This window comes from Flavobacterium piscis, assembly GCF_031457575.1.
GTDB lineage: Bacteria > Bacteroidota > Bacteroidia > Flavobacteriales > Flavobacteriaceae > Flavobacterium > Flavobacterium piscis_A.
Window position 1 is genome coordinate 108,124 of record NZ_JAVDWQ010000011.1, and the last position, 26,718, is coordinate 134,841.

Annotated in this window: 27 protein-coding genes; 18 read left to right on the top strand and 9 right to left on the bottom strand. The window is 34.6% G+C overall.

The genetic code is table 11. The annotated features are described in order from the left end of the window. Positions 1-84 precede the first annotated feature (84 nt). The 3 genes from J2W48_RS15840 to J2W48_RS15850 all read right to left on the bottom strand — a co-directional run bounded on the left by J2W48_RS15840 (position 85) and on the right by J2W48_RS15850 (position 3,080). A complete protein-coding gene (locus J2W48_RS15840; protein WP_310282617.1) occupies positions 85-633 on the bottom strand; it encodes a CopD family protein in 549 nt (182 codons plus the stop codon). A 350-nt stretch (positions 634-983) separates the two neighbouring features. Beyond that, positions 984-1,997, bottom strand: a complete 1,014-nt coding sequence (hemH, locus tag J2W48_RS15845; protein ID WP_310282618.1) for a ferrochelatase — start codon at positions 1,995-1,997, stop codon at positions 984-986. A 210-nt stretch (positions 1,998-2,207) separates the two neighbouring features. Further along, positions 2,208-3,080, bottom strand: a complete 873-nt coding sequence (locus tag J2W48_RS15850; protein WP_310282619.1) for a helix-turn-helix domain-containing protein — start codon at positions 3,078-3,080, stop codon at positions 2,208-2,210. Between the two features lie 226 nt (positions 3,081-3,306). On the opposite strand from J2W48_RS15850, the gene hemA reads away from it, so the two are divergent. From hemA to hemF, 8 genes are all read left to right on the top strand, one after another. Further along, entirely contained in the window at positions 3,307-4,557 is a 1,251-nt protein-coding gene (gene hemA / locus J2W48_RS15855) for a glutamyl-tRNA reductase (protein WP_310282620.1), read from the top strand. A gap of 109 nt (positions 4,558-4,666) precedes the next feature. After that, complete coding sequence (hemC, locus tag J2W48_RS15860) at positions 4,667-5,593, top strand: hydroxymethylbilane synthase (protein WP_310282621.1); 927 nt, start codon at positions 4,667-4,669, stop codon at positions 5,591-5,593. After that, complete coding sequence (locus tag J2W48_RS15865) at positions 5,593-6,267, top strand: uroporphyrinogen-III synthase (RefSeq protein ID WP_310282622.1); 675 nt, start codon at positions 5,593-5,595, stop codon at positions 6,265-6,267. Before hemC ends, J2W48_RS15865 begins: the two co-directional genes overlap by 1 nt. Before the next feature lie 75 nt (positions 6,268-6,342). Further along, a complete protein-coding gene (hemE, locus tag J2W48_RS15870) occupies positions 6,343-7,368 on the top strand; it encodes a uroporphyrinogen decarboxylase (RefSeq protein WP_310282623.1) in 1,026 nt (341 codons plus the stop codon). 84 nt (positions 7,369-7,452) lie between these two features. Then, positions 7,453-7,815 (top strand): hypothetical protein, encoded by a 363-nt coding sequence (locus J2W48_RS15875; RefSeq protein WP_310282624.1) that lies wholly within the window; start codon positions 7,453-7,455, stop codon positions 7,813-7,815. A gap of 24 nt (positions 7,816-7,839) precedes the next feature. Beyond that, the gene (locus J2W48_RS15880; RefSeq protein ID WP_310282625.1) at positions 7,840-8,217 is read left to right on the top strand and encodes a hypothetical protein; all 378 of its coding nucleotides are present in this window, start codon (positions 7,840-7,842) and stop codon (positions 8,215-8,217) included. 2 nt (positions 8,218-8,219) lie between these two features. Beyond that, positions 8,220-8,768, top strand: coding sequence for a GNAT family N-acetyltransferase (locus J2W48_RS15885; protein ID WP_310282626.1), 549 nt, complete (start codon positions 8,220-8,222; stop codon positions 8,766-8,768). Continuing rightward, positions 8,758-9,681 (top strand): oxygen-dependent coproporphyrinogen oxidase, encoded by a 924-nt coding sequence (hemF, locus tag J2W48_RS15890; RefSeq protein WP_310282627.1) that lies wholly within the window; start codon positions 8,758-8,760, stop codon positions 9,679-9,681. The genes J2W48_RS15885 and hemF overlap by 11 nt, the downstream gene beginning before the upstream one ends. Before the next feature lie 279 nt (positions 9,682-9,960). On the opposite strand, the gene J2W48_RS15895 is transcribed toward hemF, so the two are convergent. Together J2W48_RS15895 and J2W48_RS15900 are read right to left on the bottom strand one after the other, a co-directional pair. Next, on the bottom strand, positions 9,961-11,748 hold the full coding sequence (locus tag J2W48_RS15895) for a hypothetical protein (protein WP_310282628.1): 1,788 nt from the start codon (positions 11,746-11,748) through the stop codon (positions 9,961-9,963). A gap of 45 nt (positions 11,749-11,793) precedes the next feature. Further along, the gene (locus J2W48_RS15900; RefSeq protein WP_310282629.1) at positions 11,794-12,429 is read right to left on the bottom strand and encodes a hypothetical protein; all 636 of its coding nucleotides are present in this window, start codon (positions 12,427-12,429) and stop codon (positions 11,794-11,796) included. Between the two features lie 228 nt (positions 12,430-12,657). Between J2W48_RS15900 and hemB the strand changes: the two genes are divergently transcribed. Continuing rightward, positions 12,658-13,650, top strand: a complete 993-nt coding sequence (gene hemB / locus J2W48_RS15905) for a porphobilinogen synthase (RefSeq protein ID WP_310282630.1) — start codon at positions 12,658-12,660, stop codon at positions 13,648-13,650. Between the two features lie 2 nt (positions 13,651-13,652). Further along, positions 13,653-14,048, top strand: coding sequence for a c-type cytochrome (locus tag J2W48_RS15910; protein ID WP_310282631.1), 396 nt, complete (start codon positions 13,653-13,655; stop codon positions 14,046-14,048). Between the two features lie 76 nt (positions 14,049-14,124). Here the strand turns inward: J2W48_RS15910 and J2W48_RS15915 are convergent, their stop codons facing one another. Continuing rightward, on the bottom strand, positions 14,125-16,185 hold the full coding sequence (locus J2W48_RS15915; RefSeq protein ID WP_310282632.1) for a M13 family metallopeptidase: 2,061 nt from the start codon (positions 16,183-16,185) through the stop codon (positions 14,125-14,127). Between the two features lie 181 nt (positions 16,186-16,366). Between J2W48_RS15915 and J2W48_RS15920 the strand changes: the two genes are divergently transcribed. The 5 genes from J2W48_RS15920 to J2W48_RS15940 all read left to right on the top strand — a co-directional run bounded on the left by J2W48_RS15920 (position 16,367) and on the right by J2W48_RS15940 (position 20,611). Continuing rightward, positions 16,367-17,305 (top strand): DMT family transporter, encoded by a 939-nt coding sequence (locus tag J2W48_RS15920; protein ID WP_310282633.1) that lies wholly within the window; start codon positions 16,367-16,369, stop codon positions 17,303-17,305. A 70-nt stretch (positions 17,306-17,375) separates the two neighbouring features. Then, the gene (locus tag J2W48_RS15925; RefSeq protein ID WP_310282634.1) at positions 17,376-18,041 is read left to right on the top strand and encodes an SCO family protein; all 666 of its coding nucleotides are present in this window, start codon (positions 17,376-17,378) and stop codon (positions 18,039-18,041) included. A 102-nt stretch (positions 18,042-18,143) separates the two neighbouring features. Continuing rightward, entirely contained in the window at positions 18,144-18,383 is a 240-nt protein-coding gene (locus J2W48_RS15930; RefSeq protein WP_310282635.1) for a FeoA family protein, read from the top strand. Further along, positions 18,383-20,482 carry a ferrous iron transport protein B gene (gene feoB, locus J2W48_RS15935; protein ID WP_310282636.1) on the top strand — a complete coding sequence of 700 codons (2,100 nt, stop codon included), beginning with the start codon at positions 18,383-18,385 and terminating at the stop codon, positions 20,480-20,482. Before J2W48_RS15930 ends, feoB begins: the two co-directional genes overlap by 1 nt. A gap of 6 nt (positions 20,483-20,488) precedes the next feature. Beyond that, complete coding sequence (locus tag J2W48_RS15940) at positions 20,489-20,611, top strand: FeoB-associated Cys-rich membrane protein (RefSeq protein WP_310282637.1); 123 nt, start codon at positions 20,489-20,491, stop codon at positions 20,609-20,611. A 103-nt stretch (positions 20,612-20,714) separates the two neighbouring features. Here the strand turns inward: J2W48_RS15940 and J2W48_RS15945 are convergent, their stop codons facing one another. From J2W48_RS15945 to J2W48_RS15955, 3 genes are all read right to left on the bottom strand, one after another. Further along, positions 20,715-21,368, bottom strand: a complete 654-nt coding sequence (locus J2W48_RS15945; RefSeq protein ID WP_310282638.1) for an HD domain-containing protein — start codon at positions 21,366-21,368, stop codon at positions 20,715-20,717. 134 nt (positions 21,369-21,502) lie between these two features. After that, positions 21,503-22,495, bottom strand: coding sequence for an acyl-ACP desaturase (locus J2W48_RS15950; protein ID WP_310282639.1), 993 nt, complete (start codon positions 22,493-22,495; stop codon positions 21,503-21,505). A 46-nt stretch (positions 22,496-22,541) separates the two neighbouring features. Next, positions 22,542-23,288 (bottom strand): lysophospholipid acyltransferase family protein, encoded by a 747-nt coding sequence (locus J2W48_RS15955; protein WP_310282640.1) that lies wholly within the window; start codon positions 23,286-23,288, stop codon positions 22,542-22,544. 283 nt (positions 23,289-23,571) lie between these two features. Here J2W48_RS15955 and rnpA point away from each other — a divergent pair, with 283 nt between their 5' ends. From rnpA to J2W48_RS15970, 3 genes are all read left to right on the top strand, one after another. Beyond that, positions 23,572-23,973 carry a ribonuclease P protein component gene (gene rnpA / locus J2W48_RS15960; RefSeq protein WP_310282641.1) on the top strand — a complete coding sequence of 134 codons (402 nt, stop codon included), beginning with the start codon at positions 23,572-23,574 and terminating at the stop codon, positions 23,971-23,973. Positions 23,974-24,246: 273 nt separating this feature from the next. Further along, the gene (locus tag J2W48_RS15965; RefSeq protein WP_310282642.1) at positions 24,247-25,065 is read left to right on the top strand and encodes a DUF4349 domain-containing protein; all 819 of its coding nucleotides are present in this window, start codon (positions 24,247-24,249) and stop codon (positions 25,063-25,065) included. A gap of 2 nt (positions 25,066-25,067) precedes the next feature. Continuing rightward, a complete protein-coding gene (locus J2W48_RS15970) occupies positions 25,068-26,705 on the top strand; it encodes a S41 family peptidase (RefSeq protein ID WP_310282644.1) in 1,638 nt (545 codons plus the stop codon). Positions 26,706-26,718 lie beyond the last annotated feature (13 nt).

Genomic DNA, 26,718 nt, shown 5'->3' on the forward strand with positions numbered 1-26,718 from the left:
AGTTTAGCATAATTTTAGTTTTCAGTCGCAGTCACAGTTTTCAGTGTCAGAGCGGAAACTGTGACTGAAAACTGTGACTGAATTCTATTTCTTCTCTCGAATTCTCTTATAAAATCGGAATCCCAGCATAATCAAAACTGAAAATAAAATAATTCCGATTACACCGAAAATCCAGTTAACGGCACTTTTTAAAACCACCAAAAAGACTATAGCAAAAAGTATAATGGTGGCTCCTTCATTCCATAAACGCATATAATTGCTGGAATATTTTACCTCATCGTTTTGCAGTTGCCTGAAAATTTGATGACATCTTAAATGATATAAATATAATAAAAACACAAAACACAATTTTACGTGCATCCATGGCATTTTAAGCCATGCATTTCCTAAATCGGTAAAAAACAGCATCCAAAAAGCAAAAATACTGGCCAAAATTGCTGATGGCCATGTAATAATATACCATAAACGGTAGCTCATTATTTTGAATTGCTCCTGCAGGATTTCCTTTTCCGGAGATGGTTTGTCATTGGCTTCAATTTGATAGACAAATAAACGCACAATGTAAAACAAACCTGCGAACCAAGTGATTACAAAGATAAGATGCAGCGATTTTAGGTAATTATAATATTCCATTATTTATCATCTCTGTTTTTTTGGTCACAGCTTGTGTCCATTTTTATAAAAATTGTTTCTCTTTTATTGGTCTCAGCTATAGTTTAACACTATGTCCTTTGAATTTTGCTTTAGCTTCTAAAAAATATTAACCACAAATTACTCGAATTAATTTGTGCTAATTTGTGTCTAATAAATAGTGTTATAACCTTGTAGCATTTCTGTCTGCCAACCAAATCTATGGACTTTATGTTCATAGGAGTGGTTTAGTTTTTACCACGAATTACACAAATTTCCGCAAATTTTAGATGAATCTTTAAATTTGAATTTTGTGTTAATTTGTGCTTATTATTTAGAATCCTCTTTCTTCACTATTTTGCCCAATCATTAATCCAATTTCCAACCGTCCTGCACCACTCATCATCATCGTTCAAACACGGAATTGCTAAGAAATTCTCTCCTCCATTTTTCTCAAAATCTTCTTTGGCACGCATGGCGATTTCTTCGAGAGTTTCTAAACAATCAGACACAAAAGCGGGTGTTACTACTGCTAAATTCCTGATTCCTTTTCCCGGCATTTTATCAATTTCAACATCGGTGTAAGGTTCCAGCCATTTGTCACCTGCCAAACGGGATTGGAAAGTCAGACTGTATTTATCTTCAGGAAGTCCTAATAATTTTACGACTTGTCTTGTAGTTTCGTAACATTGATGACGGTAACAGAAATCATGTGTCGGAGACGGTGTGCTGCAACAGGAACCATCAATTTTACAATGCGATTTGGTTATATCAGTTTTGCGGATATGACGCTCCGGAATTCCATGATATGAAAACAACAAATGATCGTATTCAAATCCCGTTAAATGTTTCTGAATTGAATCTGCCAGATTTTTGATGTAATCCGGTTTGTTGTAAAATGCCGGAACATCGGTAAAGGTCATATTTGGGAATTTCTTTTTACGGATTTCTTCTGCTTTTACTAAGATAGTCAAAGTAGAGGCCATGGCATATTGTGGATATAGTGGAAAAAGTAATACTTCAGTCACTCCTTTATCGTGCAATTCCTGAAGTCCTTTTTCAATTGTCATGCTTCCGTAGCGCATTGCTAATACAACCGGAACACTTACTAAAGGCTGTACTTTTTTCTGCATTCTTTCAGACAAAACAACTAATGGAGAACCTTCTTCCCACCAAATTTTCGCATAAGCGTGCGCAGATTCTTCTGGTCTTTTTCGTAAAATAATACCACGAACCAATAATGCCCTCAATAAATACGGAACGTCGATTACGTATTTATCCATTAAAAATTCGTCTAAATATGGTTTTACATCTTTTGGTGTTGGACTTTCGGGTGATCCCAGATTTACTAATAATACGCCTTTCATTATGATTTTTTGCTTTAGGCTTTAAGCTTTAGGCTTTAAGCTTTTTGTTGTTTAAATTTTCGTCAAAAGTAGAATACTCTACTTTCTGGAAATATGATAAATGTTATTCTTTATTTATTGTAGAATATATAAAATTGATTCTGATATATAATTTAAAAGTTGCACGCAGATCTTGCAGATTTTTAATTGTCGCTACTTCGTAGTAAAAACTTAAACATTCGTATTAATCGACATCAAATACTTTTTAGGAGTTGTGGCAAATTTCTTTTTAAACGCCGCTATAAAGTGACTTCCGGTGCTGTAGCCTATTTTCAACCCTACTTCGTTTACGTTATACGATCCACTGTCCAATAGCTTTCTGGCGAAATCCATTTTATAATCAAACAGAAAACCATAAACCGTATCACCGTAAATTTGTTTGAAACCCATTTTTAACTTTTTCAAAGTCAAACCAATTTCGTCTGCTAACTCCTGCAATCCTGGAGGTTCAGCCATATTTGCAATGATGATTTCTTTGGCCTTTCTGATTTTTAGAACGTTGTCTTCATCAATCAAAAACGGACATTGTTCTGCATTAGGGTCTTCGGTTCTGTTAAAGTACAAACTCAGTAATTCGTATCCTTTTCCTTTATAATACAGGTTTTTTATTGATGGATGAAGGCTGTAATGAAACAACTGACTCAACACAATTGCCATCGACGGACTGATATTTCCTTCGTTATAATATTTTTTGTCCTTATTATCAGGACTTAGAAAAGTAATATAATCGGCTTCGGCAGAAAACAACGCGTGAAATTTTTTAATCGATACAATAACAGAGATGACCCAGGAATTTGGGGCGAGTTCTAAATTCAGTGGTAACTCTTTTTGCGGATTATATAAAAGCAACGATTTTTCTTCCTTCAACTCTAAAGCATAATTACCCTGATTGAATAAAAATTTAGCATTGCCTTTTATTCCAAAGTGAAACTGTATCAAGCCACTACCTATTTCACGTTGTGCAGAAAACGGTTCTGAACTGTCGTTTTGAAAACGAATCAGCGTAAAGTCGTCTTCAATTTTTATAATTTCCTGAGAACCCATAGCGATATTTTTTTAAAACGAAAATCATAGATTATCAGGAATGCTATTTAGAATCACTCTAAACAAATCATTTCAAACAACTTGATTTTGCTACAAAAATAATGCTTTTTGCATAAAAACAGACGATTAGAAACAAAAAAACACATAGCGATACAAAAAGTACTTTGAGCGTTACTTTTATAAACTCTATAATGATAATTTTGTTGCACTTTTATTAAAGTGCCTTATGGAAAACAATAACATACCGAAACATCTCTATTTTTACTCAGTTGGTCTGAGTTATAAAAAAGCGGATGCTGAGGTAAGAGGTAAATTTAGTCTGGATGCAGTTGCGAAAACGCGTTTGCTGGAACAGGCTAAAGAAGAAGGAATAGAAAGTTTAATAGTAACTTCTACCTGCAACAGGACCGAGATTTACGGTTTTGCTGAACACCCTTTTCAATTAATCAAACTTATTTGCGATAACAGCAACGGATCTGTTGACTCTTTTCAAAAAGTGGGGTTCGTTTATAAAAATCAAGAAGCTATTAATCATATGTTTCGCGTAGGAACTGGTTTAGACAGTCAGATCTTAGGTGATTTTGAGATAATTTCTCAAATCAAAACGAGTTTTGCCCATTCAAAATCAATGGGTTTAGCCAATACTTTTCTAGAGAGACTGGTGAATGCCGTGATTCAGGCCAGCAAAAAAATCAAAACAGATACCGAAATCAGTTCAGGAGCTACTTCGGTTTCTTTTGCATCCGTACAATACATTCTTAAAAATGTAGAAGATATCAGTAATAAAAACATTTTGCTTTTCGGAACAGGAAAAATAGGAAGAAACACTTGCGAAAATCTTGTAAAACATACTAAAAATGAGCATATTACTTTAATCAACCGAACTAAAGACAAGGCCGAGAAATTAGCCGGAAAGCTAAATTTGATTGTTAAAGATTATTCGGAGCTGCATTTGGAACTTCAAAAAGCTGATGTTGTGGTTGTAGCAACAGGCGCTCAAAACCCAACGGTTGATAAAGCAATTTTAAATCTTAAAAAGCCTCTTTTAATTTTAGATTTATCGATTCCGAAAAACGTGAATGAAAATGTTGAGGAATTAGAAGGCGTGACTTTGATTCACATGGATTATTTGTCGCAATTGACAGATGAAACATTAGAAAACAGAAAGTTGCACATTCCGGCGGCTGAAGCTATTATCGAAGAAATCAAAGAAGAATTTGTAGTTTGGATGAAAGGCCGAAAGTTTGCGCCAACTATTAATGCTTTAAAAGATAAACTGAATGCGATTAAAAAATCAGAATTAAATTTTCAAAGCAAAAAAATTACTGGTTTTAATGAAGAACAGGCTGAAATCATCAGCAACAGAATCATTCAAAAAATCACTACTCATTTTGCCAATCACTTAAAAGACGATGATACCATGGTCGATGAAAGTATCGAATGGATTGAGAAAGTCTTCAAAATAAAAGCATCTTAAAAACATAAAATTTTAAACCATATAAGTCATTTAAGTTCATTTAATAACTGTTTTTAAACTCAAACTGCTTAAATTTCCTTAAATGACTTATCTGGTGAAATTAAAAAAAATGGCAGAAAAAAAAATCAGAATAGGTACCCGCGATAGCGAATTGGCACTTTGGCAGGCACATACTGTCGAAAAAAAACTAAACGATTTAGGGTATAAAACCGAGATTGTTGCCGTAAAATCTACAGGTGATATTATTCTCGACAAACCTCTTTATGAACTCGGAATTACGGGAATCTTCACCAAAACCTTAGACATTGCCATGATTAATGGTGACATTGATATTGCGGTTCATTCGATGAAAGATGTTCCAACGGCTTTACCAAAAGGGATTGTTCAGGCAGCAGTTTTAGAAAGAGCAAATGTTTTGGATATATTAGTCCATAAAGAAAATCCTGATTTTGACAATCAACCAAGTACAATTGCAACCGGAAGTTTACGTCGTCAGGCAATGTGGCTCAATAAATACCCAAATCATAACGTGGTTGATTTACGTGGAAACGTAAATACACGTATGCAAAAACTACAGGATAATAATTGGGATGGAGCTGTTTTTGCCGCTGCAGGTTTAGAGCGCATTAACTTAAAACCGGAAAATTTCATCAATTTAGACTGGATGATTCCTGCGCCGGCACAAGGGGCAATGCTTGTTGTGGCGATGGAAAATGACAATTATACTTTGGACGCCCTTTCGCAATTAAACCATATTGAAACTGAAATTTGTACGTATATCGAACGCCAGTTTTTAAGAACTCTTGAGGGTGGCTGTACGGCACCAATTGGTGCTTTGGTAAAGTATAATGAAGAAGAGGACACTTTGCATTTTCAAGGCATTTTACTTTCTGTTGACGGAAAACAAAAACTCGAAATAGACAAAACTGTGGAAATTGGAGAATGGAAAAAGTTAGGTTTCTTCTCTGCCCAGGAAATTTTAAACAATGGTGGAGCCGAATTGATGAAATCTATTAAAGAAAGTTTGAAAAAATAATGAGTAAATCAATTCAAATAGTATCCACAAAAACGCTTTCAAACATTCAGAAACAAGAATTGCAGAAGGCAAATATTGATGTAATCGAATCTGATTTCATTCAAACCCAAAATAAACCTTTCGAAATAAAAGACCTCAACGAAAATTTGATTTTTACGAGTCAGAATGCCGTTCTCAGCGTTTTATCAAATCCAAAGTCGGAAGAATTAAAAAGCAAAAATGTTTTTTGTGTGGGTTTAAAAACAAAAATCCTATTATCTGAAAAGGGATTCAACGTTGTCGCTTACACAGGTTATGCTGCAGATTTAGCCGAAATCATCACTTTAATTTACCGCAATGAAAGTTTTACTTTTTTTAGCGGAAACTTAAGAAGAGAAACATTGCCTAAAGCATTGAAAGAAGCCAGTGTAAAATTCAATGAAATTCAGGTTTATGACACATCATTAACTCCTCAGAAAATAAAAACAACTGCCGATGCCCTCTTATTTTTCAGTCCGTCCGGCGTTGAAAGTTATTTAAAAGAGAACACAATTAAGAAGGAAACCTGCTTTTGCATTGGGGAAACTACCGCCGAAGCTTTACATAAAATCACAAAAAACATCATCATTGCAGATCAGCCAACAGTTGAAGATGTAATTGAGGATGTAATCACTGAATACAGCAATAAGCTTTAAGCCTTAGGCTATAAGCAAGAAATATAGACAAACACCGCTTAAAGCCTAAAGCTTAAAGCCTAAAGCAATAAAAAAATGTTAAAAAACGACCTATTTTTAAAAGCACTAAAAGGAGAAACTGTTCAACGTCCACCAGTCTGGATGATGCGTCAAGCCGGAAGATATTTGCCTGAATTCAGAGCTTTACGTGATAAATATGATTTTTTCACAAGATGTGAAACTCCTGAATTAGCTGCTGAAATCACCGTTCAGCCTATTCGCAGAATTGCTCCGGATGCTGCCATTTTATTCTCAGACATTTTGGTTGTTCCTCGTGCAATGGGAATTCATGTGGAATTGAAAGACAATTTGGGACCAATTATTCCGGATCCAATTCGCACAATGGAACAGGTTAACCAGGTTTTTGTTCCGGATGTAAATGAAACTTTAGGTTACGTTTTTGACGCCATCAAATTGACTAAAGAAATGCTGAACGACGAAGTGCCCTTAATTGGTTTTGCTGGTTCGCCCTGGACCATTTTCTGTTATGCTGTTGAAGGAAAAGGTTCAAAAAGTTTTGATACTGCAAAGGGATTTTGTTTTTCAAACCCGGTTGCAGCGCATACCTTATTGCAAAAAATCACCGATACTACTATTTTATATTTAAAAGAAAAAGTAAAATCGGGGGTTGACGCCGTTCAGATTTTTGATTCCTGGGGTGGAATGCTTTCTCCGGTTGATTATCAGGAATTTTCATGGAAATACATCAACCAAATTATTGATGCTTTAGCTGAGGTTACTCCGGTTATTGTTTTCGGAAAAGGATGTTGGTTTGCTCTTGGCGAAATGGGTAAAAGCAAAGCTTCGGCTTTAGGTGTAGACTGGACATGTTCGGCCAGAAATGCTCGTTATTTGTCTGGTGGGAACATTACTTTACAAGGAAACTTTGATCCATCAAGATTATTATCTCCAATTCCAACCATCAAAAAAATGGTTCACGAAATGATCGACGAATTCGGAAAAGACAAGTATATCGTAAATTTAGGTCACGGAATTTTACCAAATATCCCTGTAGATCATGCGAAAGCGTTTATTGACGCTGTTAAGGAATACGGGCAATAATAACATATAGTATTCAGTCGCAGTCTTCAGTCTCACTATAAAACTGAAAACTGCGACTAAAAAAACTAAACCTATTTGATGGGTATGAATCAAAAGAATGTTAGTTCTGAAATTGAAGAAGTAAGTATTAATTTCATTGGATTTAATATCCTGGTATTGTTGATTTTTACAATTTGGTGGTATAACGTAATTAATGCTTTTACTTTTGGTAATTATCATCTATCAGGCGAAAAGATAATGTTTGAAATCGGGGTTTATTTCATTGGTTCAATTGGTTTACCTCTACTATATACTTTTTATGTTTTAGCTCATATCGACTATAATAAAATTAAAAAGCAGTCGCTATATTTTAAACTCATTGGATTAGCCTGGCTTCCAACTGTAATTGTTTTAGCGATTTTCTTTTATAATCAAGCAACGGTCGATAATCGTGTATATTTCGAATAAAAATTATTCCATTACAAACAAAAAATGCTCAACAAAGGCCTAAGAGACAACGAAGCGATTAGAATAGAAAATACTCTAAGAACTTTGCATGCACTAATTTTTGTGCCAAAATTTTGGAATGCGGAAGACACCAGCCTTATAGACGAACAACTAAAAAGTTTTGGATTAAGTTTACAAAGAACAATTGAAATCCCGGAAGAAGAGTTAATTATTCTATTACAGCGATGCCATTTAGACTGGAATCAGCAAGAACAATTTGCAGATATTCTGGCTGGTTTATCCCAAGAAAAGCAATTTGACTTTTTAGGAAAAGCACTTGCCATTTACCAATACATCCAGCAGGAAAGCAAGGTGTTTTCCTTTGGAATAAATGCTAAAATTGCTTCGGCAAAAAACAAATAAAGATGAGTTTTACCGATTGGAAAACAGAAACAATAAACAACATTCTTCCTGAGGAGTTTTATAATCTCATTGAAAAGAATAAAAAACACATTGAAAAAACTTTTCCAGTTACACTATCTCATTGTTTAGACTTAGAAAAAACAAAAAACTTTATTGCTTTTAACCAGGATAAGGAAAATCATAAAGAAGGATACTTTTTTTATCCTCGCGATATAAAAACCAATGCATTAATTGGCTATTTATGTATAAAAAGCATCGATAATCAAAAAGCAAAATGTGAATTAGGTTATTTTATTGATGAAGATTATCAGGGAAAAGGAATTACTTCAAAAGTAGTTTCTGAAACTTTAGACTTATGTTTCAATACCTTAAAAATGAATAAGGTTTTTATCTGCACTTCAAAAATCAACAAAGCAAGCCAGCAAATTGCCCTGAAACATCGTTTTAAACAAGAAGGAATATTAAGGGAGGAGTTCAAAAGTGCAGACGGAACATTAGAAGATGTCGTTTATTTTGGATTACTTAAATCAGAATACAATCATGAAAGATAAATTTTACGCCTACATACAACAACTACAAGACCAAATCTGCGCCGGATTAGAAGCTGTTGACGGAACGGCTAAATTCCGTGAAGATCTTTGGAAACGCCCGGAAGGCGGTGGCGGAAGAACACGTGTAATCGAAAATGGGAATGTTTTCGAGAAAGGCGGTGTCAACATTTCAGCTGTTCACGGGACATTACCGGAAGCAATGCAAAAGATGTTTGGTGTTGGCGAAGCTGATTTTTTTGCCTGCGGGCTAAGTTTGGTTTTACATCCTAAAAACCCAATGGTACCAACGGTTCATGCAAACTGGCGTTATTTTGAAATGTACGACACTTCGACTTCGCTCAGTACAGGCTCTCCAAAAATAATTGAGCAATGGTTTGGAGGCGGACAGGATTTAACGCCTTATTATTTGTTTGAAGAAGATGCTAAACACTTTCATCAAACCTGTAAAATGGCTTGCGACAAACACAATCCGGAGTTTTATCCGAAATATAAAAAACAATGTGATTCGTATTTTTGGAATGCACACAGAAATGAAGCCCGTGGAATTGGCGGTTTGTTCTTTGATTATTGCAAAGCAAATGAAGCAATGTCAATGGAAAACTGGTTTAACTTTGTTAGTGAAGTTGGAAATAGTTTCCTGGAAGCTTATGTTCCGATTGTGGAAAGAAGAAAAAATCTGGACTTTACTTCTGAAAACAGAACCTGGCAGGAAATTCGTCGTGGCCGTTATGTTGAGTTTAATTTGGTTCATGACAAAGGGACTTTATTCGGTTTAAAAACCAACGGAAGAATTGAGAGTATTTTGATGAGCCTCCCACCGCATGTGCAATGGGTGTATGATCATCATGCAGCAGCGGGAAGTGAAGAGGAAAAATTGATACAAGTACTGGAAAATCCTCGTGAATGGCTTTAATATTTGAAAGTGAATGAATCTAAAAATGGTTTATATAGCGTATTTTAGAAGCGTTTTTGGGTGCTTTGCCAAAATGATTCGCTGCAAAATCCCTATTTTAAATCTTATGATGATAAAGTGACCACGAGCATTTATTATCTCGATACTTCCAATAACTTTCAAATTGGGATTGATTCAGAAGGACAAAAGAATACGACAAAGTAAACAGCAGAATTGCATAAAAAAATCCCCGAAAATTTAGAAGCCTTTTCGGGGAAATTTGTTTTGGGTAGAGTAAAACTATTTAGCTGTTAATTCATCTGCTAAGTCTAAAATTTGTAAAATAATATTTTTGTCTGATTTTATAGCGTTTAATTTAAATGCAAAAACCAATTTATTGTTGATTAGTTTTTTATGGGATTCCATTGTTATGTCAGAAAACTGTTCAGAAACTCTATTTAATTTTTGTACGTCAGAAGTTTTCGTTTCGGTTTTACGGAATGCATTTACTAGTTCAGTAATGTTCAATTTTCCAAACATGTAATTTTTCTTTAAATCCTTTTTTGCTTCTTTAGAAAATGTTCCGTTTTCTGGATTAAGATAGTTAAGAGCATTAGATACTATAACAACATCCTTATCTTTTTTGATAAATACATCACCATATTCTTTCGTACCGGTAATAATGTAATAATTGTCTTTTTGAACCAGCCCCTTTTTTCGAATGCCTAATTGGATTAATTTATCTGCAAAAGTGGGATGCGTAGAGGTAAAAATCAATGAAAATAACGGAATTGATTTCTTAACCATTTTATCCGTTATAATTTCTTCATAATTTTCATCATAATCGTACGATTTAGTCATTACCTCCATTTCTTTAAAATCGTACAGGAATGCGCTCAAATCTCCGTCAAAAAGCGATGCTGTCGCTTTTTCATCAACAATTGTCGAGATTAAATCTGTAAAAACTGCAATATCTTCTTTTACAAGTTTTGGATTTTGAAAAATATCGGCCGTTAATGACGGGAAATTTTCAAGTGTCGCTTTTGTATTTAAATGATATGACATATATGCCAATGGCTTTTCTTTCGGGAAATAATCAAAAACATTCTTGTTTATTTTTCTGTTCGTCATTTTATTCACCACTTCTGCAATCTGTTCTGAATATTCTATGATTTCCTCAATACGTGCATTATTGTTTTCAAAATAAAAATCAACATTGATGCCTTTTATAAAATTCCCGAACTCTTTCTGCATGGGCAAAAATTTATCATATCCACCAAACATTGCCATTGGGTAGCTGTATAAAGAATGTAAATTTGACATTACCGATTCATAATTCACCCATGATGAAATATCCGCATTATTATTTATCTTATCAGAAGAAGGAACCGTAAGTCCATTTTCGAAAAGCAATTTGATAAGTTCATTCTGCTGAATGTTTTGGATACTGTCTAATGCTGTTTTTTCTTCCTGATAGTTAGCATAATAATTATCTGTGTATGGAGTGTCTAAAACTGATTCGTCAATTGTTTCATCAACCTTTCCGTCTACAATAATCTCTACAGGATAACTACCCGTTTCAATTGTGTCCTCTTCCACAAAAGGTTTATAATCGTTATAAGCATAATTTTTTGTAAGTCCAAAAATTATCAAATGACTGTCATTCCATGCAACTGTCATTCTTTTATCACCCGAATTAAAAACTGAGAATAATCCAAAATCTTCAACAATGGCTTTTGTAGCTGGCTCTTTTTTAGCCTTCTTGTCGTTCATCTTAAGCAAAAAAGCTTTGATTTCATCCCTGTTTTTTATTGGAATAGTAACCTGGTAATACGGAATACTATCTGAAAAATTTCCGTGAACCGTTATTTTCTGATCTAATTTAAAAAGATCCGCAAATTGTTGTATATCAAAACTATCGTTCTTGTATTTTTTTAAAACAGAATGATTTAACACATCAGCGACACTGATTTTTTTTGAAAGCTGGCTGCCGTTAAACTGAACAAAATAATCATATTTTTTAGAAAGGGCCTGAGTATAGGCCAAACTGCAAGTCAACAGAATTAAAAAAGTAAAGAAATGTTTCATAAAGGATATTTGTTTTATAATTTTTGAAATAGGAAAACCACATCATTAAGGGGTCAATTGTATCGTATTATTCATAAGTGACGATTTTTTAAGCACACTATACATACTTTGTTTAAGGAAAACCGTTTTTTTATTTTTTGATATTTTACTATTCGTATTCTCTGAACCCAATATATCACGATCAAAAGTGTAAATAGCTATTATATTGGCCTTTTCCAGATTTTCTTTTTTCTTATCATCTTTCAGCAAATCCTCAGGTATTGGATAGGAAGCGATTCTTTCAAAACTCTTTGAATCACTAGTAAAATGTATCTGATTCTTTTGCTTGTTTAAAGTATTTACGACTTCGTTCAGGGCTTTGAGATTTTTATAGTCGAGCTTGATAATAAATATATATGTGTCAAAATCTGTTTTTGTCGAAACATTTGAAATTCCTTCAATTTTAGAAACTTTTGCTTTGAAATCGTTCAGTTTCCGGGTAATTTCCTGTTCGTTTGGAATTTTCACACCATCAACTTCTTCCAGCCAGATAGCGGATTTGGTTTTAAGCCAGGATTTCGAAAAATCAACCATCAGGGTATACTCACCACTCTGATCGTCATGGTGTTTGATTCTTTCTGTTATCTCAAAACAACCTGTTAAAAGCAAACAGCAGCATATGGCAAATAATTTCTTCATCATGCAAATTTAAATTTAAATTCTGAAAAAATCTTCCATAAGAAGATTCTTAATATAAGTTAAAAAAAAACGATACGAATTTAGATAATATTAACGAATTCTAACCACTTGAAAACTCTTTATTTAGTCGATTTTTCTTTAACTTTGCGCCACTTATTTTAATTTCATTTTAATAATGGATAAAAGCTCGTTACAGCAACTATTTATTTTTAAAATTTATAAAAAACAACTATGTTCCCACTACAAAGAAACCGCCGTTTACGAACCAATGAATCTATTCGATCTCTGGTTCGTGAAACTACTTTAAGTCCGAATGATTTTATGCTTCCGATGTTTGTTGCCGAAGGAAAAGATGTTAAAGTCGCCATTCCGTCTATGCCGGGAATTTACCGCCATTCATTGGATAATACAATAAAAGAAGTAAAAGAAGCCTGGGATTTAGGAATCAAAGCGGTGAATATTTATGTAAAAGTCAGCGACAATCTTAAAGATAATAAAGGTGTTGAAGCCTGGAACAAGGATGGGCTGATGCAACAAACCATTCGTGCCATAAAAGATGCCGTTCCGGAAATGATTGTGATGCCGGATGTGGCTTTAGACCCATATTCTGTTTATGGTCATGATGGAATAATAGAAAATGGTCAATTAATAAACGATGCTACTGTTGATGCATTGACACGTATGAGTTTAAGTCATGCCGAAGCAGGAGCTGATTTTGTAGCACCAAGCGACATGATGGACGGACGTGTTTTGTCTATCAGAAAAGCATTGGAAGAAAACGGATATCATAATGTCGGAATCATGAGTTACAGTGCTAAATATGCTTCGGCATTTTACGGGCCTTTCAGAGATGCATTGGATTCTGCTCCGGTAGATTCTCAAAATATTCCGAAAGATAAAAAAACCTACCAAATGGATTATGCCAACCGAATTGAAGGAATCCGGGAAGCATTATTAGATGTTGAAGAGGGTGCAGATATTGTAATGGTAAAACCGGGAATGGCGTATTTGGATATTGTCCGCGAGGTAAAAAATGCCGTTCATGTGCCTGTTGCAGTTTATCAGGTATCTGGTGAGTACGCCATGGTAAAGGCCGCAGCAGAAAAAGGGTGGCTGGATCATGACAAAATCATGATAGAGCAACTTTATTGCATTAAGCGTGCGGGTGCCAGTATCATCTCTACTTATTTTGCAAAAGAAGCGGCAATAATCTTAAATAAATAATAATGAAAAAAGTAATAATTGCATTTGCCATACTTGCATTTGTTTCCTGTAAAAAAGAAAGCCAGGAGCCTTTTGGAAAAACAGAATCCTATTTGGAAGGAGAAGTGACAGAAGCCAAAACTCCTGAAGCATTAGGGAAAGAAATATTCGAAGGCAGAGGAAACTGTACCTCCTGCCATCAGCCAGACCAAAAAGTAATTGGCCCAAGTATTCAGGAAATTGCTAAAATCTACAAAGATAAAAACGCAGATATGATTACTTTTTTGAAGGGAAATGGTGAACCAATAGTAGATCCGGGTCAGTTTGCCGTTATGAAAACAAATTTTCCCGTAACTCAGGCTATGTCTGATGAAGAATTAAAAGCAATTGAAACATACATGTACAGTCATTTGAAATAGAAAATCTTTATTTTTCAACTCTATTACTTAAACAAAAAACGGCGCTAAATTAGCGCCGTTTATCGTATTTATCAATTTACCAGATTTTAACCCTTTTTTCAGGTTCAACATACATGGCATCACCTTTTTTGATTCCGAAAGCATCGTAAAAAGCATCTACATTCTGAATTGGCACATACGCTCTGTACATTCCAGGTGAATGCGGATCTGTTTTTACCTGACTTTTTATAGCCTCATCTCTGGATTTAGTTCTCCAGACTGTAGCCCATGAAATAAAGAAACGTTGTTCTGGTGTAAATCCATCAATCAAACCAGGATGTGGATTAGATTTTAAATACAATTGCAAACCGTCATACGCAGCGTTAATTCCGCCTAAATCGCCAATGTTTTCCCCTAAAGTAAATTTACCGTCAACATGGATTCCCGGTAATGGCTCTAATGCGCTGTATTGTGCTGCAAGATCACCGCCAAGAGCAGTAAATTGTTTTAAATCATCTGCTGTCCACCAGTCAACAAGGTTTCCATCGGCATTGTAACGCGCACCAGAATCATCAAAACCATGTGAAATTTCATGGCCAATAACAGCTCCGATACCGCCATAATTCACCGCTTCATCAGCCTGGTAATTGTAAAAAGGCGGCTGTAAAATCGCTGCAGGGAAAACGATCTCATTGAACGACGGATTGAAATACGCATTTACAGTTTGCGGAGACATTCCCCATTCTGTTTTATCAACCGGCTTGCCTAATTTTGCAAGATTTTCTGAGTAAGTCCATTTTGATATATTTTTCATATTATCAAAATAAGTTCCGCCTTCAGAAACATTCTTAAGCTCTAATTTCGAATAATCTTTCCACTTATCTGGATATCCAATTTTAACCGTTAGTTTATTTAACTTCTCAATAGCTTTTGTCTTTGTTTCTGCCGACATCCAAGGCAATGCATTGATTCTGTTTTGATAAGCCAGCATTACATTAGCAATCATGTTTTTCGCCTTTTCTTTTGCTTCAGCAGGAAATAACTTTTCTACATACAATTTTCCTAAAGCTTCTCCCGTTGCTCCGTTGATTACCTGTAAAGCTACTTCTTCACGCGGACGTTGTTTTAAAGCGCCTGTTAATGTTTTTCCGTAGAAATCAAAATTTGCATTTTCGATATCTGTACTTAATGTTGAGGCTGCTTTATTTAATGCGGACCATTTTAGGTACTCTTTCCATGCCTGTACTTTCTTTTCAGTAAAAATTTTTTCAAGCGCTTCCATATAACGTGGCTGAGCAACATTTACAGTGTCTAGTTTCGCCATTCCGATTCCGGCAAAGTATTTATCCCATTGAATGGAAGGCGTGCTCTTTTTTAAATCGGCAACAGCAGTTGGGTTATATTGTTTTCTGCGGTCTCTTCTTTCAACACGATCCAGTCTGGGAGCTGACATTTCAATTTCCAGGGCTACAATTTGTTTAGCGCTCTCTTTGGCTTTAGCAGGAGATTCTCCAATAAATTGCAACATTCTGGCAACATGAATTTCATATTTTTCCCGTTTTTCTTTAGAATCATTGTCATCTGCGTTATAATAATCCTTATCAGACAATCCTAAAGTTCCGGGACTTAAGCTAACAGCATTTTTATTACTGTTTTTAGCATCTGCTCCAATAAACACTCCAAAAAAACCAATTCCTCCCTGAGGCTGCATTTCGATAAGGAAATTTTGTAAATCCGTAACATTTTTAATAGCGTCTATTTTTTTTAAGTAAGGCTGAAGCGGCGCAATACCCCTTTTATTTCTTCCAACGGTATCTAAAATAGTATTGAATAAGGCAATTGCTTTACCCTGGTCTGTATTTGATTTATACATAGGGTCTTTAGAAGCATCTTTTAAGATGGCAAGTGAATTTTCATCCGTTTTTTGACGTAATTCATTAAAACTTCCCCAGGAATTTCGATCACTCGGAATTTCGGTTTTGTCTAACCATGTTCCATTTACATAACGGAAAAAATCTTCTCTAGGACTAATCTCTTTCTTCATAAAAGAAAGATTGATCCCGGGCTCTTTTTGGGCGATGGTCTGAGCTTGTACTGCAGCAAACGAAAGCATTGCAGAAATAGCATAAAAAGCAGGTTTAGTAAGCACTTTTTTCATTTTTATTTAAGTTTATAGAGTATATACAAACATATTGTTATTATCTTGAATGCTATGTTAAATTTTTAGAATAAAATTAACTGATGCTGATTTTAACTTTAAAAAAAGCAAAAGATATGCTTGTTTTTACTTTCTGAATTCAAATTCTTTTTGGAATATTTGTTCAAAAATTAATTCTAGCGTGAAAGCAAAAATTCAAAATGCCTTTTCAGGAAAAATAGATGCCATCGGATTGCCAATTTTAGCCTTGTGCTGCGTGAGCTTTTTTTGGGGAACAACATGGATTGCATCAAAAGAAGGTGTAAAACATATGCCTGCATTACAACTGGCAACAATCAGGCAATTTATAGGCGGAATTATATATGTTGGTTATTTTATCCTGAAAAAGGAGCCCTGGCCAAAAGGCAAGCAATGGAGAACAATTTTGGTTCTGGCTATTTTAAACTTCGCTTTAAGTAATGGGTTGAGTACCTGGGGTGTTAAATATATTAGCAGTGGATTAGGTGCTATCATTGCTGCCATTTTTCCGATTTGGATTGTAATTATTTGTTTTTTTCGAGGGGAAAGAGTTGCAAAATTAGCCGTTCTGGGCCTTTTAATCAGTTTCTGTGGAATTTGCGTTATTTTTATTGATCATCTAGCCGATTTTTTAAGGCCCGATTTTCAGTTTGGAATTATTTTATCTGTTATTGCGACTATTACATGGGCTTTCGGAATTTTACATACCAAGAAAAAAGCAGCAAGTTTCAATCCCTATTTTAGTTTGGGATTACAGATGCTTATTTCCAGTTTTATTCTTTTAGGACTTACTGAATCCGCTGGGATCAATATTCCGTTAAGCCAGATTCCCATGTCATCATGGTGGGCAATTTGGTATCTGGTAATTATTGGCTCACTGTTAACTTTTGTTGCCTTTATTTATTCGCTGCAGCATCTTCCAAAAGAAATCACCAGTATTTATGCTTACATTAATCCAATTGTAGCGATTATTCTGGGGTTTTTCATCTTTGGAGAAACCCTCACACAGGCTATTGCAATTGGTGTTATAATTACCTTAACTGGCTTGTATCTGGTTAATAAATCCATTCGAAAACCAAAAAAGAAAAAGCAATTGCTATAATTTGGTTAAAAACATGATGATTTAAAGTTTAAAAAAGTCCTTTTCGTATTTTTGTATCCAAATTATTTTTATGAAATCGCTCCTTTACAAATACCGAAAGTTTTTTATCGTTTTAATTGTGTTTTCGGCTATCACCATATCATCATTTTATTTCGCTTTAAAACCTCAAAAAACGTTACCGGTTTACAATCCGGCAGATGTCAATCCGGAATTGGTTGACAGCACGGTTCAGTATAAAAGCAAATACCATACGATTGCCGATTTTTCATTTGTGAACCAAAATGGCGATACTATTACCCAAAAAAATTACGAAGGAAAAATTTATGTAGCCGACTTTTTCTTCACTACCTGTGGATCTATCTGTCCAAAAATGACAACCAATCTGGCCGGGGTTCAAAAAGCTGTTCTGAATAATCCAAAAGTGATGTTGCTTTCCCATACTGTTTTTCCTGAAATAGACAGTATTCCTGTTTTAAAAACGTATGCCATAAAACAAGGTGTTGTTGATAGTAAATGGAATTTAGTTACCGGCGATAAAAAAGAAATATACAAAATAGCCCGAAAATCATATTTGGCTGTAAAATTAGGCCGCCCTGATCAACTATACGACATGGTCCATACCGAGAATTTTGTTTTGGTAGATCAGAAGCGACGTGTTCGTGGATTTTATGACGGAACGAACAAAGAAGAAATGAACCGTCTTTTAGAAGATATTGATTTCTTGTGTAAAGAATAAATCCCTCAATTTTAGAAACATTTAGCATATTCAAAAGGATTAAATGCCTTGAAATAAAGAATTATTGTCTATTTTTGCAATCTAAACTCAATCTAAATAAGCTTGCGAAATACAATCCACACACTCAAAAAAGGCGAAAAAGCCATTATCAAAGATTTTGATATCGATTTGATTCCCCTTAAATTATTAGAGATGGGCTGTTTGCCTGGCAATTTAGTCGAACTACTTCAAATTGCTCCTTTTGGAGATCCTTTATATTTAGATATTAATGGCTCACATGTGGCCATTCGCATTGAAACTGCTCGTGAAATTGAAGTTGAACTTATCAAAACCAATTCGTAATGAGCGTTCAGAATATTAATGTTGCCCTTATCGGGAATCCAAATACCGGAAAAACCTCAGTTTTTAATCAGCTTACAGGTTTAAATCAGCAAGTTGGGAATTATCCGGGGATTACGGTTGAGAAGAAAATCGGTTTCTGTAAATTACCTCACAACATCAAAGCCAACATTCTGGATTTACCCGGAACGTATAGTTTGAACGCCAGTTCGATGGATGAAAGTGTGGTAATTGAACTCTTGCTGAACAAAAACGATAAACTATATCCGGATGTTGCGGTTGTGGTTACCGATGTTGAAAATCTGAAACGAAATTTGCTGATTTATACACAGATAAAAGACCTTGAAATTCCGACGATTTTAGTCATTAATATGTCAGATCGTATGGAAAGCAAAGGAATTACTTTGGATATTCCATATTTGGAAGAAAAACTTAAAACTAAAATTGCTTTAGTGAGTTCTCGTAAGGGTTTAGGGATTGAGGAGTTAAAAGAGTTAATTGTTACTTACAAAAACATCCCTCATGAACCTTGTCTGAATGCATCGGTAATTGATCCTCAATATTTTAACAGCCTTAAACACGCTTTTCCAAATCAATTATTGTACAAATTATGGCTTGTAATTACGCAGGATGTTAACTTTTCAAATTTAGATCGAAATGAAATACGAAGTTCTTTTACCAAATCGCATTCAGAATTAAAGCGTTTACAACAAAAAGAAACCATAAAGAGATATCAGTTTATAAATGATGTCCTAAAAGAAGGTTTACAAGTTGATGCCTCGGTGGCGACAGATTTCAGAGCCAAACTGGATCGTATTTTAACTCATAAATTTTGGGGATATTTTATTTTCCTTGGCATTTTATTCGTGATTTTCCAATCGATTTTTAGCTGGTCAACCATCCCTATGGATTTCATTGACAGCACTTTTGCCTCATTAAGCAGCTGGGTTGCTGAAAAACTGCCTAGTGGTATTTTAACAGACCTGCTTTCTCAGGGAATCATTCCCGGAATTGGCGGAATTTTGATATTCATTCCACAAATTGCCTTTTTGTTTCTGTTTATTTCTATTTTGGAAGAAAGCGGATATATGAGCCGGGTGGTTTTTCTTATGGATAAAATCATGCGCAAATTTGGCCTTTCAGGAAAAAGCGTTGTGCCTTTAATTTCAGGAACTGCCTGTGCGATTCCGGCAATTATGGCGACCCGAAATATAGAGAACTGGAAAGAACGCTTAATTACGATTTTAGTGACGCCTTTTACAACCTGTTCTGCAAGACTTCCTGTTTATGCTATTATTATAGCTTTGGTAATTCCGGATCAGCGTGTTTTGGGAATTCTGAACATGCAGGGGTTATCCTTGATGTTGCTGTATTTATTAGGATTTGGCGCGGCTATTTTTTCTGCCTATATTTTGAACAAAGTTTTAAAACTTGAAAGCAAAACCTATTTTGTAGTCGAAATGCCCAGTTATAAATTGCCTCTTTTCAAGAACGTTGCTATTAATGTTGTAGAGAAAACAAAAGCTTTTGTAGTAGGTGCTGGTAAAATTATCCTGGCCATATCAGTCGTTTTATGGTTTTTAGCTTCTTATGGCCCCGGAAAAGATTTTAACGAAGCTGAAACTATTGTAAAAGAAAGAACTGCTGAAAACCCATTAAATGACGAAGATTTTGAAAATGCTGTTGCCTCCCAAAAAATAGAAAGTTCTTATATCGGAATTATGGGGAAAGCCATTGAACCAGCTATCTCTCCTTTAGGTTACGATTGGAAAATTGGTATTGCAATTATCAGTTCGTTTGCAGCGCGTGAAGTTTTTGTGGGAACATTAGCTACGATTTACAGCGTTGGAAACAGTGATAATGAAGCCACTATAAAAAACAAAATGCAGGCAGAAGTAAATCCTGAAACCGGTGAAAAGATTTTCAACTTTGCCTCCGGAATTTCTCTTTTACTTTTTTATGCCTTTGCTTTGCAATGTGCCAGTACATTGGCCATTACCAAAAAAGAAACCAATTCCTGGAAATGGCCGGTAATGCAACTGGTCTTAATGAGCGGACTGGCCTATTTTGTGGCACTTTTTGCCTATCAACTTTTAAAATAAAAGGTTATGATACAAGAAATTATTGCCTTTGTTATCTTATTTATTGCCGTTGCTTTTTTGATTAAAAAATTCTTTTGGAAATCGAAAAAGAAAAAAGATTGCGGTGACGGGAATTGTGGGTGTTCGTAGGGACATTTCACAGAGCTGCACTAAAATATACACAAAGCTTCACAAAGAATTTAAGTCTCTGTGAAGCTTTTGTGTTCTTTGCGAATCTTTGTGGTAGAAAAACCTACTTCACTCCTTCCCACTCTGCATAAAACTGCGCTAGAAACGACTCCATAAAACGATGTCTTTCAGTAGCGATTTGTTTTCCGGTTTCGGTATTCATTTTATCTTTTAAGAGCAATAGTTTTTCGTAAAAGTGATTTATTGTTGGAGCATTATTCTTTTTATACTCTTCTTTTGTCATGTTGGTAATTGGCGTAATTGCGGGATCGTATAGCGCTCTGTTTTTAAACCCTCCATAATTAAATGCCCTTGCCACTCCAATTGCTCCAATAGCATCTAAACGATCGGCATCCTGCACAATATCCAATTCTGTTGAATGGAACCTCTTTTGAAAATTTCCGCCTTTGTATGAGATGTTTTCAATGATGTTTACCACATGCATTATTATTTCTTCTGAAACATTTTCTGCCTCCAGGAATAAACGTGCTGTCTTTGGTCCAATGGTTTCGTCACCGTTATGAAATTTACTGTCGGCAATATCATGAAGCAAAGCGCCTAATTGCACAACAACCAAATCACAATTAGTGTCTTTTGCAATTAAAAGTGCATTTTTGTACACGCGCTCAATATGAAACCAATCGTGTCCGCCTTCAGCATCATTCAATTTTTCTTTTACAAATGTGATCGTTTTATTTATTAAATCTGTATTATACATCAGCCAATTTATTAAAAAATGCTGATTATCAAAGTTTTAAAAACCTCAACAATCAACATTTATTTGTTAGTATTTATAAACGCAACTAAGTTGCTTTATTTTAAAATCTACAAACTAAACTCTAAAATTAAAATCTAAAGCCTTGCAGGTTCAACCCATTTAAAAATATGTGATTCCTGCGGTATAACGATTCTCTCAGAGATTCTCGCCATACGTCCTGGTAATTTCATTAAATAATCACGTGCTTTTTCTGCTTCATCTGTTAAATTAGAAATTTTGTCAATTTCCCATTTATCGATTAATTTTTGCATGATGTCAACATAATCACTTGCAGTATAAACACCAATACGCTGTGCTGAATCAGAAAATTGTTCGAAAGCTGTACTGATCTTTTGACCTGATTCTCTTAAAAAATGTGCCGGCATTACGATTTTTTGTTTCATCATATATTGAAATGCCAACATCATTTCACTTGGATCAACTGCAAAAATACGTGTTACAAATTCGCTATACGCATGGTGATGACGCATTTCATCACCTGCAATCATCTTACACATTTTAGACAACTTGTTATCACCAAATTTCTTGGCCATTTGTGCTACCCTGTTGTGCGAAACATACGTTGCCAATTCCTGAAAACTGGTATATACAAAGTTTTTGTACGGGTCAGATCCGGTTCCAATATCAAAACCGTCGTTGATTAGATGCTGTGTCGTCATTTCGATTTCACGCATATTCACACGGCCTGACAAATACAAATATTTATTTAGCAAATCACCATGGCGGTTTTCTTCTCCGGTCCATTGACGAATCCATTTAGACCAGCCATTTCCACCATCTTCCACCTGATTAATCCCCTCTACATCCATCAGCCATGATTCATACGTTGGCAAAGCTTCTTCGGTAATGGTATCACCTACTAAAGTTACCCAGAAATCGTATGGCAATTCTTTAGCAATCTCACGTAATTCCCTAACCTCTTCAAAGAAATTATCTCCTTGAGAATTAGGCAAAAAATCGGTGGGCTGCCAAATTTTTTCCACAGGGATTAAATACTGTTCAACGAAGCTGTCCACGTTTTTTTCCAAAAACTGCATCACTTCTAATCTAATGTTTTTTATAGACATTACTTATTTTAAATTGGGATTTAAGTTTAGTTTTTTAACAAAATACTTAAATCTGTTTATACTCGTTTACTCCTTCTACTATGGCCTTTTCTGTCAATGCCATCAACCCGGCAAAATCATGATCTTTTACAGCCATTGCTTTATGTGCGGTAAAGGTAAGGTGATTTCCTAGACCAACAGGGAAAAAACCAAATCTTACCATTTTCCATGAATTGTTGATACTCACCGGTACAACATATGCTGAAGGCGCATATTTACATAAAATTTTTACTCCATTTTGAGCAAATTCTTTAGGTTTTCCTGTTTTACTTCGGGTCCCTTCAGGAAAAATTACCGCTGCTCTTTTATATTTCTCGATATATTCGGACAAGCCTTTTATCGCTGGGATCGCTTGTTTAGGGTCTTTACGGTCAATTAGTACAGATCCGCCATGGCGTAAATTAAATGACACACTTGGGATTCCGCTTCCTAACTCTTTCTTGCTTACAAATTTACAATGAAACCGTCTAAAGTACCAAATCATAGCTACGATATCGTACATGCTTTGGTGATTGGATACAAAAATTAACGGAACTCCAGTAGGAATTGTCTCTCTGTTTTCAATTTTATAAGTTGTTCCAACCAAATTGGTACACCTTAAAAGGGAAAAATTTAAATAATCAACACTTTTTTTGTGCGCCTGATAGCCAAAAACAGTAAGGCAAATCCATTGTATCGGGTGAAAAACCGCCAAACACAATCCAAAACATAAATAGTAAATTACGGATATTGGATATGAAATTATCTTTTGCATGCTTGAAAAATTAAAGGCCAAAAGTAATAAATATATTTTTAGCCTTCTAAAAATTATCCAACTATCAATATATAGCTGCTTAAAGAAAAACTTTATCAAAGATCACATACATTTGTACGAATTTATATTGATATTAATTGATTCACTTTCATAAAAATAAGCCTATTGCCCTAATTAACTTTACAGAAAAATATAAATTCATTTCATAAACCCCACAAGGGATCATTTTTACCGAAAATAAAAAATTACCTTTGTCATTAATTTGCCAACATTTTTCAATTTAATGAACTTCACTTACCCAAAAAACGAACATTTAAAAAGCAAAACGATAATCGGGTTACTATTTTCTGAAGGAAAATCAGTTTCAAAGTATCCGCTGCGTTTGGTTTATCGTTCAGCAGAAGCTTATCAGAAGGAAAAAATTAAAATTGGAGTTTCGGTTTCTAAAAAATACTTCAAAAAAGCCGTTGATCGCAATTATTTCAAACGTGTTTTAAGGGAAACCTACCGATTAAACAAACATTTGCTTTGGGATAATGTGGAACAGCCTTATTCTATCATGTTTTTTTACCAAACCAAAGACCGATTGTCTTACAAAGAAATCAATACTAAAACAGTTCAGTTGTTTGAGAAATTTGTGATGCAGGTAAATACAACCAACGATTCTGAAACAAAACCTCTATGAACTGAAAGCCCGCAGATTTGGTTGGCAGACGGAGAGTCTGTAAGGTTGTAACATTATTTATTAGCCACAAATTTTACAAATTAATTAGTGCTAATTCGTGTAATTCGTCGCTAATATTTTTTAGAAGGTAAAGAAAATACACTAAAGCACCTGTTGTAAACTATAGCTGAGACCAATAAAACAAAATTGTAAATTCCAAAAAGACAAAGTTATTTCTCTACTTTAATAGAAAATTATAAAAATATTGTAGTTTTAGCTTTAAATTGAAATCTTATGAGATACTTACTTTGTTTATCAATATTCGTTTTAAGCCTTTTAAGCTGCAGTAAAAATGAAGCTGGAAGCGCTGATATGATGATTACTACTGTTAAGCTTCCTCCTATGGTATCAAACTCAGATACAAAATATGACAAGGCTGAATTGGCTTCTCAGGAGATACCGCAAAAAATAATCAAAGAAGCTACTCTTCGTTTCGAAACCAATGATCTGAAAAATACTTTTGCTCAGGTTCAAACTGCGATTAAACAAAATGGCGCAAGCATTCAAACAGATTCTGAAGGAAAAAATTACGATAACATTTACAGAAATATTACTGTTCGTGTTCCGAGTCAAAATTTTGATGCTTTTATACAATCTATATCAAAAGGGGTTTCCTATTTTGAAAGAAAAGATATCTCTTCAGAAAATGTAACTGAACAATATATTGACCTTACTACCAGATTAAAAACCAAACGCAAACTTGAAAACCGTTATTTAGAAATTTTACAAAAGGCCACAAAAATAAGTGAGATTTTGGAAATTGAGAAACAAATTTCGCTTATCAGAGAAGAAATTGAAGCTAAAGAAGGCCAGTTAAAATATTTAGAAAGTCGTGTTGCTGAAAGTACTATCACAATTGAATTCTACAAAACAATTGCGGAAAAAGAAGGTATTAAAACTTCATATGGTTCCAAAATTATAACTGCCATAAAAACCGGATTTTTTGAATTATCAGGTTTTTTAATTTCCATTATCAGTGTTTGGCCATTTATTGTTATATTCTGTGTCATTGCGTATTTTATTAGAAAAAGATTTAAAAGAAAAAAAATATAATCATGTATCCTTATTTCAAAAAAAAGTTCATCATACCTGCAGTTGCAGCAGGATTTTTATTTATTGGAACCAGTTTCAAAGAAGATTTTTTTGAGATAGCCAAACAAATAGAAATCTTTACCACTTTATTTAAAGCTGTCAACACGAACTATGTTGATGATACCAATCCCGGTGATTTAATGGATAAGGCTATCAAAAGCATGTTGGTCAGTTTAGATCCTTACACCGTATATTTTAACGAACAGGATGTTGTTAATTTTAAAATCAATAATACGGGCGAATATACCGGAATAGGTGCTTTAATTACAAGAAAAAAGGATCGTCTGATTGTGAGGGAACCTTATAAAAATTATCCGGCAGACAAAGCAGGATTAAAAGCTGGTGACGAAATTATTCAGATTGGTGATGTCCTGATTACTGATTTTAAGGATGATGCTTCCCAATTATTAAAAGGAACGAAAAACACAAAAATTACCATAAAATATCTTCGTCAGGGAAAAACGAATACAACAGAATTGATTTTGGATGAAGTTGATATTAAATCGGTTCCTTTTTATGGGAAAATTGATGACAAAACCGGTTATATTGTTCTCGCTCATTTTAGCAGAAAAGCTTCGAATGAAGTAAAAGAGGCACTTGAAAAACTAAAAGCTGAAGGTGCAACCCAAATTGTATTGGATTTACGAGGAAATCCTGGCGGTTTATTGAATGAAGCTGTTGATATTTGTAATTTATTTGTTCCAAAAAATGAAGTGATCGTAACGACAAAATCAAGAATTGAAAAACACAACAATACTTATAAAACTACAAAAGAGCCTATTGACACGCAAATTCCTTTAGCTATTTTAGTAAACGGAAGAAGTGCTTCTGCATCAGAAATCGTATCCGGTGCTTTACAGGATTTAGACCGGGCAGTGATTTTAGGCAGCCGAAGTTTCGGAAAAGGTTTGGTACAGCGTTCTGTAGATTTGACATACGGAACACAGCTAAAAGTTACCATTTCCCGTTATTACACTCCTTCAGGCCGTTGTATCCAGGCTTTGGACTATGCACATAAAGACAAAAATGGTGTTGCCCTAAAAACAGATTCCAAGAATTACAATGCTTTTAAAACCAGAAAAGGGAGAGCTGTTTATGACGGAGGCGGCGTTTTACCTGACATTGAATTGGAAGAAACCAAAATGAGTCCGATTACGACTGCTCTATTAAAAAATGACGGAATATTTGACTACGCTACTTCCTATTATTACAAAAATCCGAATTTAGGAGATAAAATTCCAACACTTACCGATGCAGATTATGCCAGTTTCAAACAGTATCTGAAAGCTAATAAAATTAGTTTTGATACGGAGACCGAAGTGGCTTTGAGAAACACTCTCGCTGCTGCCAAAAACGAAAAAATAGATGAAACCATTGCTCCTGAATATCAACAATTACTAAACGCTCTTGAGAAAAGTGAGGTGACTTTACTGGATAAAAACCAAAAAGAAATTAAAAACCTGATTACGGAGGAACTCATTAAAAGATACCAATATCAGGAAGGTTTATATCAATATTATATTAAAAACAATTCGGAAATTAAAAAGGCAGTAACCGTTTTAAATAACCAAACGGAATATAAGACGATTTTAAAAATGTAAAACTATGATTTGC